This window comes from Rhodovarius sp., assembly GCF_040399605.1.
Taxonomy (GTDB): domain Bacteria; phylum Pseudomonadota; class Alphaproteobacteria; order Acetobacterales; family Acetobacteraceae; genus Rhodovarius; species Rhodovarius crocodyli_A.
Genome location: NZ_JBBARU010000007.1, coordinates 50,295 through 69,613, shown reverse-complemented (window position 1 = coordinate 69,613; position 19,319 = coordinate 50,295). Strand labels below are relative to the sequence as shown.

Annotated in this window: 18 protein-coding genes; 3 read left to right on the top strand and 15 right to left on the bottom strand. The window is 66.0% G+C overall.

What is annotated here, in order from left to right:
- Positions 1-2 precede the first annotated feature (2 nt).
- The 8 genes from ABWP84_RS04050 to ABWP84_RS04015 all read right to left on the bottom strand — a co-directional run bounded on the left by ABWP84_RS04050 (position 3) and on the right by ABWP84_RS04015 (position 9,218).
- On the bottom strand, positions 3-461 hold the full coding sequence (locus ABWP84_RS04050; protein ID WP_353210714.1) for a MaoC family dehydratase: 459 nt from the start codon (positions 459-461) through the stop codon (positions 3-5).
- A complete protein-coding gene (locus tag ABWP84_RS04045) occupies positions 454-2,094 on the bottom strand; it encodes a hydantoinase B/oxoprolinase family protein (RefSeq protein ID WP_353210713.1) in 1,641 nt (546 codons plus the stop codon). The genes ABWP84_RS04050 and ABWP84_RS04045 overlap by 8 nt, the downstream gene beginning before the upstream one ends.
- 4 nt (positions 2,095-2,098) lie before the next feature.
- Positions 2,099-4,141, bottom strand: coding sequence for a hydantoinase/oxoprolinase family protein (locus ABWP84_RS04040; protein WP_353210712.1), 2,043 nt, complete (start codon positions 4,139-4,141; stop codon positions 2,099-2,101).
- Between the two features lies 1 nt (position 4,142).
- Positions 4,143-5,102 carry a tripartite tricarboxylate transporter substrate binding protein gene (locus ABWP84_RS04035; RefSeq protein ID WP_353210711.1) on the bottom strand — a complete coding sequence of 320 codons (960 nt, stop codon included), beginning with the start codon at positions 5,100-5,102 and terminating at the stop codon, positions 4,143-4,145.
- 19 nt (positions 5,103-5,121) lie between these two features.
- Complete coding sequence (locus tag ABWP84_RS04030; RefSeq protein ID WP_353210710.1) at positions 5,122-6,489, bottom strand: TRAP transporter large permease; 1,368 nt, start codon at positions 6,487-6,489, stop codon at positions 5,122-5,124.
- Complete coding sequence (locus ABWP84_RS04025; RefSeq protein ID WP_353210709.1) at positions 6,486-7,082, bottom strand: TRAP transporter small permease; 597 nt, start codon at positions 7,080-7,082, stop codon at positions 6,486-6,488. Before ABWP84_RS04025 ends, ABWP84_RS04030 begins: the two co-directional genes overlap by 4 nt.
- Positions 7,083-7,084: 2 nt before the next feature.
- Positions 7,085-8,152 (bottom strand): TRAP transporter substrate-binding protein, encoded by a 1,068-nt coding sequence (locus tag ABWP84_RS04020; RefSeq protein ID WP_353210708.1) that lies wholly within the window; start codon positions 8,150-8,152, stop codon positions 7,085-7,087.
- Between the two features lie 109 nt (positions 8,153-8,261).
- Positions 8,262-9,218: a tripartite tricarboxylate transporter substrate binding protein gene (locus ABWP84_RS04015; RefSeq protein ID WP_353210707.1), complete on the bottom strand. Its 957-nt coding sequence runs from the start codon at positions 9,216-9,218 to the stop codon at positions 8,262-8,264.
- Between the two features lie 51 nt (positions 9,219-9,269).
- Between ABWP84_RS04015 and ABWP84_RS04010 the strand changes: the two genes are divergently transcribed.
- On the top strand, positions 9,270-10,019 hold the full coding sequence (locus tag ABWP84_RS04010) for an arylmalonate decarboxylase (protein WP_353210706.1): 750 nt from the start codon (positions 9,270-9,272) through the stop codon (positions 10,017-10,019).
- A 12-nt stretch (positions 10,020-10,031) separates the two neighbouring features.
- Here the strand turns inward: ABWP84_RS04010 and ABWP84_RS04005 are convergent, their stop codons facing one another.
- From ABWP84_RS04005 to ABWP84_RS03980, 6 genes are all read right to left on the bottom strand, one after another.
- Positions 10,032-11,234 carry a Zn-dependent hydrolase gene (locus ABWP84_RS04005; RefSeq protein ID WP_353210705.1) on the bottom strand — a complete coding sequence of 401 codons (1,203 nt, stop codon included), beginning with the start codon at positions 11,232-11,234 and terminating at the stop codon, positions 10,032-10,034.
- A gap of 125 nt (positions 11,235-11,359) precedes the next feature.
- Complete coding sequence (locus ABWP84_RS04000; RefSeq protein ID WP_353210704.1) at positions 11,360-11,608, bottom strand: YMGG-like glycine zipper-containing protein; 249 nt, start codon at positions 11,606-11,608, stop codon at positions 11,360-11,362.
- A gap of 17 nt (positions 11,609-11,625) precedes the next feature.
- A complete protein-coding gene (locus ABWP84_RS03995; RefSeq protein WP_353210703.1) occupies positions 11,626-12,072 on the bottom strand; it encodes a Rap1a/Tai family immunity protein in 447 nt (148 codons plus the stop codon).
- 63 nt (positions 12,073-12,135) lie between these two features.
- Entirely contained in the window at positions 12,136-12,897 is a 762-nt protein-coding gene (locus ABWP84_RS03990; protein ID WP_353210702.1) for a transglutaminase family protein, read from the bottom strand.
- Between the two features lie 156 nt (positions 12,898-13,053).
- Positions 13,054-14,523, bottom strand: coding sequence for a 1-hydroxycarotenoid 3,4-desaturase CrtD (gene crtD / locus ABWP84_RS03985; RefSeq protein ID WP_353210735.1), 1,470 nt, complete (start codon positions 14,521-14,523; stop codon positions 13,054-13,056).
- An 11-nt stretch (positions 14,524-14,534) separates the two neighbouring features.
- Complete coding sequence (locus ABWP84_RS03980) at positions 14,535-15,251, bottom strand: hypothetical protein (protein WP_353210701.1); 717 nt, start codon at positions 15,249-15,251, stop codon at positions 14,535-14,537.
- Positions 15,252-15,333: 82 nt separating this feature from the next.
- Between ABWP84_RS03980 and ABWP84_RS03975 the strand changes: the two genes are divergently transcribed.
- Positions 15,334-16,698 (top strand): cytochrome P450, encoded by a 1,365-nt coding sequence (locus tag ABWP84_RS03975; RefSeq protein ID WP_353210700.1) that lies wholly within the window; start codon positions 15,334-15,336, stop codon positions 16,696-16,698.
- Positions 16,695-17,789: an ATP-grasp domain-containing protein gene (locus tag ABWP84_RS03970; protein ID WP_353210699.1), complete on the top strand. Its 1,095-nt coding sequence runs from the start codon at positions 16,695-16,697 to the stop codon at positions 17,787-17,789. The genes ABWP84_RS03975 and ABWP84_RS03970 overlap by 4 nt, the downstream gene beginning before the upstream one ends.
- Before the next feature lie 14 nt (positions 17,790-17,803).
- Here the strand turns inward: ABWP84_RS03970 and ABWP84_RS03965 are convergent, their stop codons facing one another.
- Complete coding sequence (locus ABWP84_RS03965) at positions 17,804-19,315, bottom strand: phytoene desaturase (protein ID WP_353210698.1); 1,512 nt, start codon at positions 19,313-19,315, stop codon at positions 17,804-17,806.
- Between the last annotated feature and the right edge of the window lie 4 nt (positions 19,316-19,319).

Here is a 19,319-nt window from a genome sequence, read left to right as displayed (position 1 = left end):
CCTCATTGGCGTTTGCGCAAAAGGTAGCGCTGTGTGCCGTCGAGCACCACCACGCCCTTCTGGTTGCGCACGGAACTGGCCATGGTGAGGATGCCGGTGGTGTTTTGCGCTTCGAGTTTGGCCACGGTGAGGCTGGGATAGAGCGTGTCGCCCACGAAGACCGGGGCGAGGAAGCGGCTTGATTGGTCGAGAAAGGCTTTGAGTGATTCCTCGACCATGAAGGGGAACATCCCCGCCCCGGCCACGGTCTGGATGGCGACCTGAAAACCATGGGCCAGCATATGCGGCATGCCATGGGCGCGGCAGAATTCCACATTATAGTGAATGGGGTGGTTATCGCCGCTGGCGGCCTGGAAGGCGAGGAAGATCGCCTCTGTCATGGTTCGGCTGGGCAGGTTGAAGATTTCGCCCTCGGTGAAATCCTCGAACCAGCGCTGGGGGGCTAGGCGATGTTCAAACATAGCGCATGCGGCGATCGGCCGCGCGCGCTGCCGCGGGCCGCGCCGTGGCTGGGCCGAAGCCGCCGCCGCCGGAGGTTTCCAGCCGGACGATATCGCCGGCGACGAGGGGAATATTGTCGGATTTTGGCGGGATGGGGGTGGTGGTGGTGCCGCGCAGCAGATCGAGTTTGCCGACCGAGGCGGCCTCGCCCCCCGCCAGGCCATAGGGCTGGCTGAAGAAGCGGTCCATATTGGCGGTGAAGAAGCAGCGCGGGCTGTCCACCCGCCATTCGCGCACCAGGCCCAGGCCGCCGCGATATTGGCCATCGCCGCCGGTGCCGGGCAGCAGGGCATAGCGGGTGATGGTCAGCGGCATTTGCGCCTCGATCATCTCGATGGGGATATTGCTGTTATTGTGCATGCCGGAGGAATAGGCGTTCACCCCATCCTTCGCGGGGGCGGCACCTGAGCCGCCGATCTCGATTTCCACCAGCACGTCGCGCTTTTCATCGGCGCGCACGGTCTGGAAGGTGGTGACATAGGAGCAGCCGTAATAGGCGGCGGGGATGCGCTCGGGCACCGCCTGATGCAGCGCGCCATACATGGCGTTGAGCAGGCGGTGGGTGATGGCCACGCGATGCGCCACGGGGGCGGGGGCGCGGGCATTCACCACCAGCCCCTCGGGCGCGATGACGGTGATGGGGCGGTAGCAGCCGGCATTCATGGCGAAGTTCTCGCCCCGCGCGCCGCCCAGTGCCGCACTCATCAGCGCGAACATCACGGCGGAATTGCTGCTGGCCAGGGTGGCGTTGGTGGGGCCCTGCACCTGGGGCGAACAGCCGGAGAGATCGACCGTCACCGTCTCGCCCGCGATGGTGAGGGCGATGTTGAGCATGATGGGTTTGCCCAGATCGATGCCGTCATCATCCAATTGGTCGGTGAAGGCATAGGTGCCATCGGGCATGGCGGCGATGGCGGCGCGCATGGCGGCCTCGCTCATGTCGAGGATTCGTTTTGATGCTTCCAGCATCGCCTCGGCGCCATAGCGGGCGGCGAGGCGGGCGAGGGCGGTGCGGCCGACTTCCAGGCTGGCGATCTGGCTTTGCAAATCGCCCAGCAGCAGGTCTGGCTTGCGGATATTCTGGCGGATGATGCTCCACACCGCCTCATTGCGCACGCCGCGCTCGATGAGTTTGACCGGCGGGATGCGCAGGCCTTCCTGGAAGATTTCCGTGGCTTTTGCCGCGTAGCTACCGGCGGCGAGGCCGCCGACATCGATGTGGTGGCAGAGCGTGCCGACATAGGCGATGCGCACGCCTTCATGAAACACTGGCCGGAAGGCCACGATGTCGGGCAGATGCTGGCCGCCGCAATAGGGGTCATTGGTGATGACGACGTCATCGGGGCCCCAATCCTCGGCCACGACGAATTTTTCCAGCAGGGTGCGGAGCGCCGCCGACATGGAATTGAGGTGCTGCGGGATGCGGGCGGATTGGGCGAGGTTCCAGCCATCGGCATCGAAGACGGCGGTGGAGTAGTCCAGCAATTCGCGCACGATGGTGCTGCGGCTGGTGCGCCAGACGGTGACATCCATCTCGGCCGCGGCGGCGGAGAGGGCGTTGCGGATGACCTCGATATCGATGGGGGAGAGCATGGTTTTAGAGGCTCCTCGTCGCGATGATGGCGCCGGCATCGGCGAGGCCGGCCTTCCAGCCCGCCGCGATGTAATGGGTGGCGAAGGCTTCCTCGATGATGGCCGGGCCTTCGATGACATCGCCCGGCTTGAGCGCCTCACGGTCCCAGATCACCGCCTGGTGCCAGATGCCGTTGGCAAATACTTTTCTTACCCCCTTCACCGAGGCGCGTTCGGCGGGTGCCGGTGCTGTGGTTTCGGGGCGGGGAAGCCGGCCGGTGGCGGTGACGCGAAGGGTGACGATTTCCACCACCTCGCCTTCGGAGGAGTAGGAAAAACGCTGGCGGTGCGCGTCGTGGAAGCGCGCTTCCAGGCTGGCCAGGGCGGCGGTGTCGGGGGTGGTTACGTCGCCCCAGGGCACCAGCAATTCGAAGGCCTGGCCGAGATAGCGCATATCGGCGGCGACACTCAGCACGCGGTCGGCGGGGGCCACGCCGTCGCGGGCGAGGCGGGCCTCGGCCTCTTCGCGCAATTCGCCGATCAGCGCGGTGAGGCCGGGCAGGGCGGGGGCGCCCAGGGTGAAGAGGCGCGAGCGGGAGATGTCCTGCACCAGGTCTGAGAACATAATGCCATAGGCTGAGAGGGTGCCGGGCTCACGGGGGAAGATGACCTCGGACATGCCCATTTCATCGGCCACTTCGGTGGCGTGCAGCCCGCCGGCCCCGCCGAAACTCAGCAGTGAGAAATCGCGGGGATGCAGGCCTTTCTCGAAGAGGGAAAGACGCACTGCCGCTGCGAGCGATGCGTTGGTGAGGGCGAGAATGCCCTCGGCCGCGGCTTCTGGCCCCAGGCCGAGTGCGGCGCCGAGGCGGTTCAGCGCCGCGTCGGTCGCGCCCATATCCAATTGCATGGCGCCGCCGAGGAAGAATTGCGCATCCAGCCGGCCCAGCGCCAGATTGGCGTCGGTGACGGTGGGTTCGGTGCCGCCGCGGCCATAGGCGACGGGGCCGGGGCGGGCGCCAGCGCTGCGCGGGCCCACTGTCAGCCGCCCGCCGGCCTGCACGGCGGCGATGGAGCCACCGCCAGCACCGATGGTGCGCATTTCCACCATGGGCAGGCGCACGGGCAGCCCGTCAATCTCGCCCTGGGTGACGATGGAAACCCCGCCATTCTGCACCACCGAGACGTCATAGCTGGTGCCGCCCATATCGACGGCGACGAGGTTGGGCCTGGCCAATTCGCCGGCGATGCGCGAGGCGGCGAGTGCGCCGCCCGAGGGGCCGCTCAGCAGCAGGCGCGCCGGTTGGGCGGCGGCGGTTTCCAGCGAGCAGACGCCGCCATTGGATTGCACCAGGAAGATGCGCGGCGAGAAGCCGCCCTGGCCCAGCCGGGCGGCCAGTTTTTCCATATAGGCCCGTACCACCGGCACCAGCACGGCGTTCAGCACGGTGGTGCTGGTGCGTTCGTATTCGCGGATTTCCGGCGAGATGTCCGACGAGATGGACACTGGCAGGGCGGGGTGGGCGGCCAGGATGGCATCGCGCAGGGCGCGTTCATGGCCCGGGTTGGCGTAGCTGTGCAGGAAGGAAATGGCGACCGCTTCGGGTTGCAGCGCGGCCAGGGCTTGCAGCGTGGTGCCGATATCGAGCGGGGTTTCGACGCTGCCATCGGCCTTGATGCGCTCGGTGACGCCCAGCCTGCGGTCACGCGCGATGAGGCAGGGGAAGGGGTCGGGGGCCAGGCCGTAGATGTCGCGCCGGACATGGCGGGTGATTTCGAGCACATCCTCGAAGCCTGCGGTGGTGAGCAGCACACCATTCGCCAGCTTGCGTTCCAGCACCGCATTGGTGGCGATGGTGGTGCCATGCAGCAGCAGGCCCACATCGCTGAGTGCGAAACCGAATTTCTCCGCCGCCTCCCGCACCCCGATCATCAGCCCTTCCGATGGGTCGGCAGGGGTGGTTGGGGTTTTCCACGCCACGATGTTGCTGCTGCGGGCATCGAGGATCTGCAGATCGGTGAAGGTGCCGCCGATATCGACGGCGATGCGGACGGGGCGGGTTTCCATCTCAGCGCTGCCGTTCGATGCCGATCTGCCGCACGACGCGCGCCAGCGCCTCGTTCTCCTCGGTGATCAGCGCCGCCGAGGCTGCCGAATTGCGGAAAACCTGCGTGACGCCGGAGCGGGCGAGCTGGGTCTGGAAACGCTCGGTGCGCCAGGCGGCCTCGAAGGCCGTCATCAGGGCGGCACGGCGGTCGGCCGGCATGCCGCGCGGCGCCAGCATGCCCCACCAGATCAGCGTCTCCTCATTCGGCACGCCCAGGGCATCGAGGCCGGCGGCGGTGGGCACCTCCGGGTGCTGGGCGCGCTGGGTCAGTACCAGGCAGCGGGCGCGGCCGTCACGGATGGCCGGCATGGCAACGGCGATGGAGCCGCCATAGAGGTCGATATGCCCGCCGCTGAAGGCGGTGAGCGTTTGCGCCGCGCCCTGGAAGGGCACCATCGTCGCCTCCAGCCCCAGCGCCCGGAACAGCCGCTCGGCCGCCAGATGCATATTGCCGCCCACGCCATCGGTGCCATAGGTCATGCGGCCGGGTGCGGCGCGCATGGCGGCGATGAGTTCCTGCGCCGTGGTGATCGGGCTGTCTTGCCGCACGCAGAGTGTGAAGCCGGTATGGCCGACGATGAACATGGGGTCCAATTGGTCCAGCGTGTAGCGCGTGGTCATCACATGCGGTGCCGCGGTGATCGGCGCATTGGCGGTGAAGAGCAGTGTTGTGCCATCCGCCCGCTGCTCGGCCACGAATTGCGTGCCGATGGTGGAGGAGGCGCCGGGGCGGTTCTCCACCACGATGGGTTGGCCAAGGGAGGTGCCGATGATCTCGGCCAGCAGCCGGGCGAAGACATCCGTGCCACCGCCAGGCGCGATGGGCACGATGATGCGGATTGGCCGCTCAAAGCCAGGGCTCTGGGCCATAGCGGGCGTGGCCAGCGCCATGGCGGCGAGGAGAAGCATGCGTTTGAACATAGGAAGAAGCTCCAAAGGGTTAGGTGAGGAGGCGTGGCAGCCAGAGTGCGATTTCGGGGAAAATCACCAGCAGCAGCACAGCGCCCAGATAGGCGAGGAGGAAGGGCATCACGCCCACAAAGACATCGGTGATGGGCCCGCCGGGTTTGGGCCGCATGCCTTGCAGCACATACATCACGGTGCCGTCTGGCGGGCTGATTTGGGCGATTTCCACCAGCATGGTCACCACCACGCCGAACCAGATCGGGTCATAGCCCAGCGCCACCACCACGGGGAAAATCACCGGCACGGTGGTGATGATCATGGAGAAGCCCTCCATGAAGGTGCCGAGCGCGAAGTAGAGCGCGATGATGCAGGCCATGATGGCCCAGGGCGGCAGCGGCAAATCTGCGATCAGCCCGGCGAGTGCCTGGGGCACGTTGATGATGGTGAGAATGTAGTTCAGCAGATAGGCGCCGAAGATGATAAGGCCGAGCAGGGCGGTGTTGCGCGCCGTGGCCTCGGCCGAGGCATTGAGCATGCGGAAATTCAGCCGGCCCTCGAGGGCGGCGAAGAAGATGGCGCCCACCACGCCCAGGGCCGCCGCCTCGGTTGGCGTGGCGAAGCCGCCATAGATCGAGCCGAGCACGAGGAAGATGAGGATGGCGGTGGGGGTGAGGTCCTTCAGCGCCGCCAGTTTTTCCCGCATGGGGAGTTTGGCGGGCTTTTCCATCGGGTGGCGCAGCCCATGCGCCAGGATCAGCAGGGTGAAGAGTGCGACGACCAGGGCTGCGGGCAGCAGGGCGGCGATGTAGAGCGCGCCCACCGATGTCTCGGTGATCAGCCCATAGATGATGAAGGTGATGCCAGGTGGGATGAGATTGCCCAGCGCGCCGCCGGCGGCGAGGGAGCCCAGCACCCAGCGCGGCGAATACTGGCTGCCCTTGAAATATGGCAGGGCGACGGAGCCCATTGTTGCCGCCGTGGCCACTGAGGAGCCGCTGATGGCCGAGAACACCGCGCAGGAGACGATATTGGTGTGCAGCAAGCCGCCGGGCATGCGGTTGAGCCAGACATTCAGCGCGCGGTAGAGCCTATCCGACAGGCCCGCGCGGAGCAGGATTTCGCCCATCAGCAGAAACAGCGGCACCGCCACCAGGACGAAATTCGAGGAGGGGCCCCAGAGGGTTTGGCCGGCGAAATTCCACCATGGCCTGTCGCTGAACAGAAAGCCGGTGAGGAAGGCCAGCACGCCCAGCACGGCGGCGATATAGACGCCCGAGCTGAAGAAGACGACGAAGATGCCGATCAGCATCAGGATTTCGGCGATCGGCACCGCGGCCGCGCCCGAGGCGGCGGCGAAGACCAGCACGCCTAGTAGGCCGAGCAGAAAAAATACCGCGATCATGGTTGGGCCATTTTCAGCGCGTCCAGCGCCTCGGCCGCCTCGTCATCGATGCTGCGGCTGGCGAGCAGGCCATCGAGGCGTTCCGGCTGGCCGGCGAGCAGGGCCAGCAGCGATTCCAGCAGCAAGACCGCCACCATGGTGACGAAGGCGAAAATGCCGACCATCCAGATCCCCTGCGGGATCACCATGGGAATGCGCAGGGCGGAATTGTCATGCGCATCGAAGAGCGCGCTTTCGTCATAGAGTGAATAGGCCGCCCAGGCGATGAATAGGGCAAAGCCGGCCAGCAGCAGCAGCGAAAAGAGATGGAGTGGTGCGCGAATACCCACCGGAAAGCGGTTCACCAGCACATCCACCCGGATATGCGCCCGCGCTGCCAGGGTATGGGCGAGGCCCCAGGCAATGCCGCAGGCCAGGGCATAGCCGGTGACCTCCACCGTGGCGCGGGAGGAGAAGCCGAAGAAATTCCGCGCCACGATGTCAAAGGTGATGAACAGAGCGCAGGCCAGATAATTCCAGCCTGCCAGATACGCCATCACCGCCGCCACCATGGCCACGCCCCGGCGCAAGCCGGAGGCGGCTTGCAGCAACATGCTCAACCGCCGAAGCGCATGCCAGCGATCGGCGCGATCACCTGATTATACACCTCGCCGCAGCGCGCGCCGCAGCGGCGCACCCAGCCGGGCAGCACGGTCTGCTCAAAGACCTGCCGCACCAGGGCGCGGTCCGCGTCGGTGGCCACCACCTCGGTCATTGGCCGGGCGGCGACGTTGTGGATGCGGCATTCGGCGGTGCGGCCGATATTGCAGTCAATGCCATCACGCGTGGCGGCGAGGCCCAGCGCCCATTGCTCATCGCTCACCTGTTTCATGGTGGCTTCGAGGAAGGCGCGGACTTCGGGCGCTAGGCGGTTCCACCATTGCAGGTTCACCATATAGCCGGCCACCGCCCAGGCGAGCGGCAGGTTGGAGATATGGGTTGAAACCTCCGGCCAACGCGCCGCCGCACCCGAGCCGCTGCCGGTGATGGCGCAATCCACCACGCCGCGTTCGAGGGCGGAATAGACTTCGGGGAAGCCGATGGAGGTGGGCTGGGCGCCGATGGCGGTGAAGAAATCCACCAGCGAATTGCCGAAGGTGCGGATGCGCCGGCCGCGCAGATCAGCGAGGCTGGTGAAGGGCTGGCGGCAGAACAGCACCTGCGCCGGGAAGGGGTAGGTGGCGACGAGGCGGGTGTTGAAGCGCTCCAGGTCACGATTGGCGACCGCCATCATGTCATCGGCGATGCGCCGCGCATTGGTGATGTCGGGGGCGAGGCCTGCGAGGTCGATGCCATCGAGGATGGGCACATCGCCCGAGAGGGTGGAGAGGGTGCCAGCGCCGATTTCCACCTGGCCAGAGCGCACCAGACGGACGATTTCATTGCCGGCGAGGTTGCGCTCGGCATGGGTGGAGAGGCTCACCTCGATGCGCCCGCCCGAACGCTGGCGAACCAGGTCGCGCAGAATGGGTTGGTCCACCCGGGTGTATTGCGGCTGGGTGGGCACCGGCTGGGTGACGGCGGCGATGGTCACCCGCGGGCCGGCGGGCAGGCTGGCTGGCACCTGGGCCAAGGCCGGCAGGCTGGCGCAGAGCGCCATCAGGGTCAGAGTTTTTTTCAGCATGGGGGGCTCCGCGCTTTCGTTGGAAGGCCAGCATGGCACAGCTTCGCCAGGAGACTAGAGGCCCCTTCGGGCGCTGGCGCCACTCAGGGGGCGGGGATGGGGGTTGCGTTCAATCCACCGTCAGCCCGGTGGCCAGCACCACCGGGCGCCAGCGCGCGCTTTCGGCGGCCATGAAGGCCGCCATTTCGGCCCTTGTGGTGATTTTGGGCACCGCGCCGCCGGCGATGATGCGGGCCTGAATCTCGGGGCTGCGGATGATGTCATTGACCGCCTCGTTCAGCCGCTGGGTGATGGCATCCGGCGTGCCGCCAGGGGCGCAGACGCCAAACCAGCCGGTGCTGATGATGTCGAGCCCCGCCTGCTGCAGGGTGGGCACATCGGGGAAGGCGGGGGCGCGGCTTTCGCCGGTGACGGCGAGGGGGCGGACGCGGCCGGCGCGGGCGAGTTCCGCCACCGCCGAGATCGACTGGAACACCACCTGCACCCGGTTTTCCATCAGGTCCGTCGCCATGGCGCCATTGGAGGTATAGGCCACATGGGTCATGTCCAGCCCGGTGGCCTGGGCGAATTGTGCGCCGGCGAGATGCTGCGAGGAGCCCGCGCCGACAGAGCCGAAGGCGACGGGGTTGCGGCGGGCATAGGCGATGAATTCGGCGACATTGCGGGCGGGGATGGCCGGGGCGATGACCATGAGGTTGGGCACCAGGGCTATCATCGCCACCGGGGCGAAATCCGTCTCCGGGTTGAAGGGCAGGTTGCGGTAGAGCCAGCGATTGACCGCATTGGCGGCGATGGAGGCGAGGCCGAGCACATAGCCATCAGGCGCGGCGCGGGCCACCACCGTCATGCCGATATTGGTGCCCGCCCCGGCGCGGTTCTCGATGAGGAAGGATTGCCCGAGTGTCTGGCCCAGCCGCTCCATCACCAACCGACCCAGCACATCCCCCGCGCCACCGGCCGGGCCGGGCACGATGAAACGGACAGGGCGGCTGGGATAATCGGCCTGGGCCCAGGCGGGTGTGGCAATGGCCAGCAGGCCCATGGCGCGGCGGGAGATGGCTTGCATCGTTGAAAAATTCCGTTTCTGGTGCGTGGCACACGATTATCAGGATTTTTCATGTCACGCGACGTTCTGGGGTTTCGGCAGAAATTCGGGGTGATCGGCCCCTCCACCAACACCATCGTCCAGCCGGATTTTGAGGCGATGCGGCCCTTTGGTGTGACCAATCACTACAGCCGGATTTTCACCCCCGACACCCAGGCGATGTCGAATGAGAGCTTCATCGCCGGGGCTAAGCTGATCGGCCAGAATACCCTTGATGCGGTGCGCAGCGTGCTGACCTGCGCGCCTGATCATCTGGTGATGGGGATGTCCGCGGTCACCTTCTTCGATGGCAAGAAGGGGGCGGATGCCTTCCAGAAAGAGGTGGAGGATTTGTCGGGGATCGGCATTTCGATCGGCAGCCATTCCTGCACCATGGCGTTGAACACCTATGGCGGGATTCGGCGGATTGCCATTCTCAGCCCCTATTGGCCGGCGATGAATGAGCAGGTGAAGCTGTATTTCAACGATATGGGCTTTGATGTGGTGCGCGACCACGCGATGCAGGCGCGAAGCTGGACCGGTATCGCCGCCTTCACCACCGCCCAATGCCGCGAGGCGCTGCGGCTGATCGATGGTGATGATGTGGATGCGATCATTCAGGTGGGCACCAACCTCTCCATGGTGCGGTTGGCGGCGGCGGCGGAGATGTGGCTGGGCAAGCCGGTGATCGCGATCAATACCGCGACCTATTGGCATGCGCTGCGCACGCGCGGCTTTACGGAGCGTTTTGAGGGGATGGGGCGGCTGCTGGAGGAGTTTTAGGCAGCCGCCGCCTCAATTGGCCTTGAGATAGGCCTCTGCCGCATCGCCCAGGATTTGCGCGCAAATGGCCAGGTCCTCGGGCTTGGTGTCTTCCTTCCAATGGTGGCTGATGCCGCCGATGCTGGGGGTGAAGAGCATGGCCGCAGGCATGATGCGCGCGAGGTATTGCGCGTCATGCCCGGCACCGGACGGCATGGTTTGCCACAGGCCCGGCGCATTGGCTTCGGCTGCGCGGGAGAGGGCGGTTTGCATCTTCTCGTCGCAGGCGACGGGCACTGAGAGGCTTTGCGCCTCCAGCGTGGCTGTGCAGCGCTCGCGCCGATTGCTCTCCTGCACCAGGCGCTCCAGCCCGTGGCGCAGGCGGTTCAGCACCTCCACCGAGATGTCGCGGAACTGGAAGAGGATTTCCGCCCGGCCTGGAATGATCGAGGGTGCGCCGGGGTCGAGCGCGATGCGCCCGCAGGTCCAGGTCGTGCGCTCGGCGCAGATGCGGGGGAATTCGGCATCGATGGCGGCGAGCAGCCGCACGGCGGCCAGGCCGGCATCGCGGCGCTCGGCCATGGTGGTGCCGCCGGCATGGTCCTGATTGCCCTCGATGATGATGCGGAATTGCCAGATGGCGACGATGCCGCTCACTACGCCGGCGCGCAGGCCGGCCTGTTCGAGTTGGGTGCCCTGCTCGATATGCATTTCGAAGAAACCCTTATAGCGGCTGGGGTCCAGCTTGGGCCGGGCGACACCCTCAAGCCCCGCTTCGCGCAGCGCGTCGCGCAGGGATTGGCCGGTGGTGCGGTTTACCGCGGCGTCGATCTGCGATTCTTCCAGAATGCCGAGCAGGCTTTTGCTGCCGAGGAAGCTGCCGAAATGGCCTTCCTCATCGGCGCAGGCCACCACATCCACCGGCAGGCCGGCGCGGGCCAGGGCGAGGCCCGCCATGACGCCGAGCGCACCATCGAGCCAACCCGCCTCATTTTGGCTTTCGAGATGGCTGCCGGCGAGGAGCTTGATGCCCGGCCCGGGATGTTTGCCGAGCACATTGCCGATGCCATCGATGGAGGCCTCAAGGCCGATCTCCTCCATCTGCTTCACCAGCCAATGCCGGCTTTGCATGTCCTGCGGCGAGAGGGTGGGGCGGTGGACGCCGGTCTTGAAGCGGCCGAACTCGCGCAGCGTGTTCAGGTCCTGGAGGAAGCGGGTGGTGTCGATCTGTGCCATGGGTGAGGAGTGTGCACATGGCGGGCGCGGCCGGGTAGGGGGGGGCGGTGGTGGGCGAAGCGTCTATCCACCGAGACTGCCGCTGCGGGCGGCAGAGAGCGCCCATGGCCGCCCAAACCATGGGCCTAGCGGCGATAGCCCTGGCCAGAATATCGCGGCTGCGACTGGTCATAGAGATAGCCACCAACACCGCCTACGCCGGCGCCGAGCAGGGCGCCCAGCCCGGCATTGCCGCTGAAGGAGCCCGCTATGCCGCCCAGTGCGGCACCGCCGAGCGCGCCGGTTGCAGTGCGTTGCTGGGTGGAATTGAGCCCGGCGCAACTGGCCAACCCCAGGCCGGCTGCGAGCATGATGGTGAGGCGAAGGGCGTGCATCTGGATTCTCCTGGTATTCAGCGGGGGTGACGTGGGGGCCGGGCATGGCCCTCTGCCGGGCAGGGGAAATTCGCCTGCTGCCAGCGCAGCAGGCCATCCAGCGCGGCCTCATGGGCGTATTGCGGGTTCTCCCGCGCCCAGCGGGCGAAGCCTATGCCGGTTTCGGCCACGGAGGGGCCGGGGCTGGGCATGCAGAAGGAGGACCTGCTGCGGCCGCCGCTGGGATGCAGCAGGGCATGGTATTGCCCCGCACCGGTCAGGAAGCCCTGGCAATAGGCGATGGATTCCAGCCGCGGCACGCCGGTGATCTGCGGGTCGCATATGGTGGCGAGATCGGCCACGCTCTGCGCGTGCGTCACATGTTCGGCATTGTTGCGGGCCGGGCCGGGATTGTGCTGGGGCTGGGCTATCGCCGGCGTGGTGGCCAGAACCGCCCCGGCCGCGATGATGATGGTTTTCAGCATGGCGCGCGCCTTCTCGATTTGCGAGATGGAAACCCAGCGCGGCGCCAGAAGTTGCGCCCCCCTTCAGGTGATGAGAGCGGCCTCATCACAAAACACCGCGAAGCCTGACAAGGTGCAGGGGCCGAAGGTGGTGGCAATGGCCACATCCGTCGCGTCGCGCCCACGCGCCATCAGGATGCGGCCAATCCTGGGTGTGTTGTTGCGCGCATCGAAGCAATGCCAGCGGTCATCGAGAAAGACCTCGAACCAGGCGGCGAAATCCATCGGCCCATGCGGCGGGGGCGTGCCCATATCGCCCAGATAGCCGGTGCAATAGCGGGCGGGGATATTCACGCAGCGGCAGAGGGTGACGGCGAGATGGGCATAATCCCGGCATACGCCCTGCCGCTCGACGAAGGCTTCGGATGCGGTGCGGGTGGCGCGGGCATGCTCATAACCGAAGCTGATGTGGTTATGCACAAAGTCGCAAATCGCCTGCACCCTGGCATGGCCGGTTGCGGTCTGGCCGAAGAGCTCCCAGGCGATATTCGCCAGGCGGTCGGTGTCGCAATAATGGCTGCCCAGCAGATAGACCAGGATGTCATTGGGCAATTCTTCGACCCGGCGCTGCCAGGCTTCGGGGTGGATGGTCTCGGGCGCGCCGGAATCGGCGATCATGAACTGGGTGGTGATGGTGATCCGGCCGGCCGGCGCCATGATTCTGGTGCAGGCATTGCCGAAGCCATCGATATAGCCGCGCGGCTCCACCGGGGGGGCGAAGGTGATGCTGTGCGGGCCTATCAGGTCGGGCATGCGTGAGGCATGCGGGCTGACCATGAGCAGCATGGGGGTGGGTTGTGGGCAGTCATAGGTGATTTGGCAGCCGGCACTGATCCGCAAGGGCGTGGTCCTGACATGTGGGGCAGGCACGCAACGCGGGGGAAGCTTGGCAGGTTTCGTCCGAGGATGGAGGCGTCGGGCGGTGACAATGCGGCCGATTGATCAGCGGCTGTGGCGTCCTGGGGCAAAACCCACCGATGTGCTCCGCCCGGCGGCATCTTCGAGCAGGCGGGCGGCGGCGAGGCGGCCTGACATGGCGGCCATGGGCACGCCCGGTCCCGGATGCACCGAGCCGCCGGCCAGATAGAGGCCAGGAATTTTCCCCCGCGCGCCGGAGCGGCGCAATGTTGCCGTCGCGCCATGGCTGGCCATGCCATAGAGCGCGCCGCCGGTTGTGGGAAACAGCGCATCGAAGCCGGAGGGGGTTGTCGCCACTGCGCTGCCTTCGCCGATATGCAGGCCGCAGGATGCCAGTAGGGAATGGGTGCGCTCGATGTAGTCGCTGGCGTTGAAGTCTCGGCTATCGCCATCGGCGGGGGCGTTGATGAGCAGCAGCAGGCGTTCGGGGGTGCCCGGTGGGGGCGGCTGCAGCCCACGATCCTGGGCGCAGATATAGATGGTGGGGGCGGCCGTCACCTCGCGCCGGTTGAAAATGGCGCGAAATTCCTCGGCATAATCCTCGGCGAAGAAGACGTTGTGATGCGCCAGATCAAAGCCGGATGTGGGCGCATTGACGCACCAGGTGATGGCGGAGAGGCTGCGCTGGGCTGGTTTTGGTCCTGGGGCGCCGAGGCTGGGCAGGGCTGCGGCATCGCCATTGAACAGCACCGCATCGGCCATGAGGCGCTCGCCATTGGCCAGTTCCACGCCTTTGGCGCGGCCACCCTCGATGATGATGCGGGTGACATCGGCACCGCAGCGCAAACTGGCGCCCTGCCGTTCGGCGAGGCCGCGCAGGGCATCGGCCACCGCCCGCATGCCGCCTCGCACCAGCCAGACCCCATCCTGCTCGACATGGGCCACCAGCATCAGCGTGGCCGGTGCGAACCAGGGGGAGGCGCCCACATAGGTGGCGTAGCGGCCGAATAATTGCCGCAGTCTCGGGTCGCTGAAATGGTCGCCCAGGGCCGACCACATGCTGCGAAAGGGGGCCGTGCGCCACAATTCGCCAAGGCGGGAGAGCCCCACCCGGCGCACGAGATCGAGCTGCGAGGGTTTTTCCGCGCCGATGAAGCTGCCCTCCAGCGTGCGGTAGATGGCGGCCGCGCGGGCACAGAACTCGCGATAGCCACGGGCATCGGCAGCACCGGCAAAATCGCCGATCGCCTGGACCGAGGCTTCGATATCGGCGAAGAGATCAAGCCTGCCGCCGGCGCGCCAGGCATGGCGGGCCAGCACATTGGTGGAATAGACGCCCAGATGATCGCTGAGGCTCTCGCCGGCATCGGCAAAGAGGCCTTCGAAAATCCAGCGCATGGTGAAGACGGTGGGTCCGCCATCAATGCCCCGGCCATCGACCATGACATGGCGCATCTTGCCGCCATGGCTGGCGGCGCGCTCGAGGATGGTGACGTCGGCACCGCGCCGCGCGAGGTCCGCCGCCGCGGTCAGGCCGGCCACGCCGGCGCCCACAACCAGAATTTTCAGGGCGTCACCACGCGCCGGCGCATCATGCCGATCTGCCGCCAGTGGTAGAGGATCATCAGCACGCCGGTGGTGAGCGGGATGGCCCACATCACCGGGTTGAGCGCCAGTTCTGGCAGGATGCGCACCGAGCCAAAGGCGAAGAAGGCGGTGTAGACGCTGATTCCGGCACCGACGAGCGCCTTGAGATGCTCCTTTTGCCATACCAGTGGGGCAGGCTTGGGGTTGAGCAGGAAGACCAGATTGGTCACGCCGGTGGCGATGCCCACCACGGCGAGGCCGATCATCAGATATTCTCCCGCCAGCCAGCCTTGCAGGGCGCAGTTCAGCGCGGCGATGAGCACCGCGGCTTGCAGGCCCATATTGAGCGGCGTGCGATTGGCCAGATGGTCGCGCCGATTCAGCACACAGAGCCAGCCATACCAGGCCAGATTGACCGTCAGAATGCCCATATGCAGCATCAACCAGCCGAAAATGGCCCGCACGAAGACCTCATCATAGCCTGCGGGCATATGCGGGTGGGTGCCCATGGGGTCGATCAGTGTCATGATGCTCATGCAAATCGCCAGGCTGCCGGTGATGAGCATGGCCAGGGTGAAGATTTTGCCCCATTTGCGATGGTCCACGCCGCCTTTGCGGCCCAGCACGGGCACCCAGAAGGTGATGGCGCCGGTCGTTCCCGCCACGATATGGATTGCCACCAGGGCATGAAACATCAGCAGCATGGGGCCTCTCTTGTCCTCCGGTGCCGACAATGCCACTTGACAGTTGTCACTGTAAAGTTTCGCAATCGCAATCATGAGCGCAGCCCTTTATGCCCCGCCCCGGCCCACCTCCTATGCGGCTGTCATCTCGCTGATCCGCCTCGCCCTGCAGGGTGATGGGGATTTGTTGAGCCTGCTGCCGGCTGCTGCCTTTCGGCAGAAGATCGGCTGGCTCGGCTGGTCCCGCCGGTCGATTTTGATCGTCAATGAACCGGCGCAGGTGCGGCGGGTGCTGGCTGATCCGGAGGGGATTTTCCCCAAATCGGACCTGATGGTCGAAGCGCTTGAGCCCTTGATCGGCGATAGTATTTTCGTCAGTTCCGGCGCGACCTGGGCGCGGCAGCGGGCGATGATCGACCCGTCATTGACCATGATGCGGGTGAGCCGCGCCTTCCCCGATATGGTGGCGGGCGTGGAGCAGGCCGAGGCCACGCTGGGCGCTGGTGCGGGCACGCCCTTCTCGCTTGATTTGGCGATGAGCCACCTCACCGCCGATATCATTTGCCGCACCGTCTTCTCCACCAGCCTCGAAACCCAGGCGGCGCATGATGTGTTCGATGCTTTTTCCGAATTCGAGCGCAGCGTGGCCCAGGTGGAAATCAGCCGGCTGATTTTTGATCCGGCCTGGAAAAGCGCGCCGCAAAAGCAAAGCGTGCTGGATGCCTGCGGGCTGATCCGCGGCCATCTTGGCGCGCTGCTGGACAGCCATTTGGAGGCCGGGGCCAAGTTTGACGATATCACCGCCGCCGTGGTCGCCGCCCGTGGCACCGATGGGGTGGCTTTTACGCGTGAGGAGTTGATTGACCAGTTGGGTGTGCTGTTCCTGGCCGGGCATGAGACCTCTGCCTCGGTGCTCACTTGGGTATTTTTCATTCTGGCGACGCAGCCAGCGATGGTGGCGCGGCTGCGTGCTGAGATCGATGCGGTGGTGGGCCCCGGCGAGATCGGCTTTGAGCATATCCGCAGCCTCGTCTTCATCCGCAACATTTTTCGCGAGACCTTGCGGCTCTACCCGCCCATCACCTTTCTGCCGCGGGTGGCGCTGGAGGCGACGACCATTGGCACCCATAAGGTCAAGCGCGGCGCCATGATCATGGTGGCGCCCTGGGTGCTGCATCGCCATCAGGCCTTCTGGACCAACCCGCATGTCTTCGACCCGGACCGTTTTACCCCCGAGCGGGAGGCGGAAATGACGCCGGGCACCTATATCCCCTTTGGCCTGGGGCCGCGGGTTTGTGCCGGTGCTGCCTTTGCCACCACCGAGGCGGTGCTGCTGATTGCCCGGCTGTTCCGCCGCTTTGATTTTCACGTGCTGGAGCCGGGCCGGGTGCGCCCTGCCGCCCGGCTCACCACCCGCCCCACCCAACAGGTGATGTGCCGCGTCACCCCCCGGGCATGACGCGCACGGTGCTGCTCACCCTGGGCCGGTTGCCTAAGGCGCTGGATATCGCGCGCAGCTTCGCCGCCCATGATTGGCGCGTGGTGGTGGCCGAACCCTTTGGCTGGACCCTGGCCGGGGCCTCCCGCGCGGTGGCCGCCAGCCACAAGGTGACGGCGCCGGCGGTGAGCAAGGCGGGTTATTTGCAAGATCTCGCGGGCGTTATCGCGGCGGAGGGGGTGGAGCTTGTCGTCCCCGTCTCCGAGGAGACGATGCATGTGGCGCATTTGCGCACTCCGGCACGGCTGATGACCATGCCGCCCGAGGCGGTGCTGCGCGCCTATCACAAGCGCGGCTTTATCACTTTGGCAGAGGGGCTGGGGCTGGATGTGCCGCCCAGCGCGGCCTTGGGCTCGGCTGAGGCGGTGGCGCTCGCGGCTTCGGGCGATTTTATCACCAAGCCGGTGCATTCATGCTCGGGTCGTGGCGTGCGCTTTTTCGCCGCCGGGCAGGCGCCGCCTGAGGCGGAGGTGGAAACCATTCTGCAGCGGCGCATTCATGGCCGCATCGTCAGCTCCTGCGCCATTGCGCGGCAGGGGCAGGTGGTGGGCAATGTGCTGTATCAGGGCGCGCAATTTTCGGGTTCGGTGGCCATCGCCTTTGAGCGCATCGCCCATGCCGCGACTGAGGCCTGGATTGCCCGCTTTGCTGCGGGTACGGGCTGGACAGGTTTTTTGTCATTCGATTTCATCCTCGATGCGGATGACCGGCCCTGGGGCATTGAGTGCAACCCGCGCACCACCTCAGGCCTGCATTTTTTCGAGACCGCCGATATCGCGCCCGCGCTGCTGGAAGGCCGCCCGCCGCGCTTTCGGCCGGAGCGGGTGCTGCAGCAATTCTATTCGGCGCTGACCGATCTGGCGCCGTTTCGCCCCGGCTTCTTCGGCCGGGCGCGGCGGCTGGCCACGACCCGCGATGTCAGTTGGGACCGGCGGGACCCTTGGCCGTTTCTGAGCATGACCGGCACGAGTTGGCCGATCATCCGCGAGGCTGGCCGGCGGGGGACGACCTTTGGCGAGGTCGCAACCTTGGATGTGGGCTGGTATGAGTAGGGCTCAGCTTTCGATCAGCGCCTGACGAATTCCGCCCCCGCCGGTACCAACTCATCAAGGATCTTGGCCGAGGAAATCACCCCGGGCACCCCGGCCCCCGGATGGGTGCCGGCGCCGACCAGGAACAGCCCCTCGACCTCCTCGCTCTTATTGTGTGGGCGGAACCAGGCGCTTTGGAACAATTGCGGCTGCATGGCGAAGGCCGCGCCCTGGTAGGAGAGCAGCCGGTCGCGGAAATCCTGCGGGGTGAGTACGCGTGAGGTGATGATTGTCTCGCCCAGCCCTGGCATGATGGTCTCTTCCAGGCGCTTCTGCACCCGGGCGCGATAGGCTTCCGCCTCGGCCGCCCAATCCGTGCCGCTGGTCAGGTTCGGCACCGGCGAGAGCACATAGAAGGCATCACAACCTGGGGGGGCGACTGAGGGATCGCTGGCCGAGGGGCGGTGCAGATACAGGCTCATATCATTGACCAGCGGCTTGCCGGAGAAGATGTCGCGCAGCAGCCCCTCATAACGCGGCCCCAGCACCATGGCGTGGTGATAGACATCCTCGAAGCGCCGATTGGTGCCGAAATACCAGACGAAGAGGCTCATCGAATATTTCGCGCGGGAGAGTTTGCCATCGGTCCAGCGCTTGCGCGGCTGGGTCTTCAGCAGGCGGGAATAGGTCCAGGCCGGATCGGCATTGCTAACGACAATATCGGCGGCGATGGTCTCGCCATTGGCCAGCCGCACGCCGCTCGCCCGGCCATTCTTGACCGTGATCTCGGCCACCTCGGCATTGTAGCGGAACTGGGCGCCATTGCCCTCGGCCAGGCGCACCAGGCCGGCGGCGATCGCGCCCGTGCCGCCCATTGCGTAATGCACCCCATGCAGCCGCTCCAGATGCTGGATCAGGCAGTAATAGGCGGTGGTGGTGAGCGGGTTGCCGCCGATCAGCAGGGGGTGGAAGCTGAAGGCCACCCGCAGTTTTTCATCGGTGAAATAGTCGCTCACCTTGCTGAAGACGCTTCGCATGCCGCCCAGGCGCAGCATATCGGGCGCTTCCTTCAGCATGGACCAAAAACTATGGAAGGGCTGATCGGCCAGCGTGGCGAAGGCGACCTCGTAGATTTTTTCGCTATCGGCGATGCAGCGCTCAAAACCCTCGACCTGGCTGGGATTGATTCGCGCCACCTCGGCCTTCATCCGCGCCACATCGTCGAAGGCGCGGAACACCGTGCCGTCATCGAAGCGGATTTCGTAGAAAGGGTCCATGCGCTTGAGCGTGATGTCATCGCTCAATTGCTTGCCGCACATCGCCCATAGCTCTTCGAGCAGATAGGGCGCGGTGATGATGGTGGGGCCGCCATCGAAGGTGAAACCATCCTGCCGATAGACATAGGCCCGCCCGCCCGCGGCATCGAGCTTCTCGACGACACTGACCCGCCAGCCCCGGGCGGAAAGCCGCACCGCGGCGGCCAGGCCACCAAAGCCGGAGCCGATGACAACGGCATGGGGCCGCGGGTCGTGGGTGCTATCGAGCATGGCG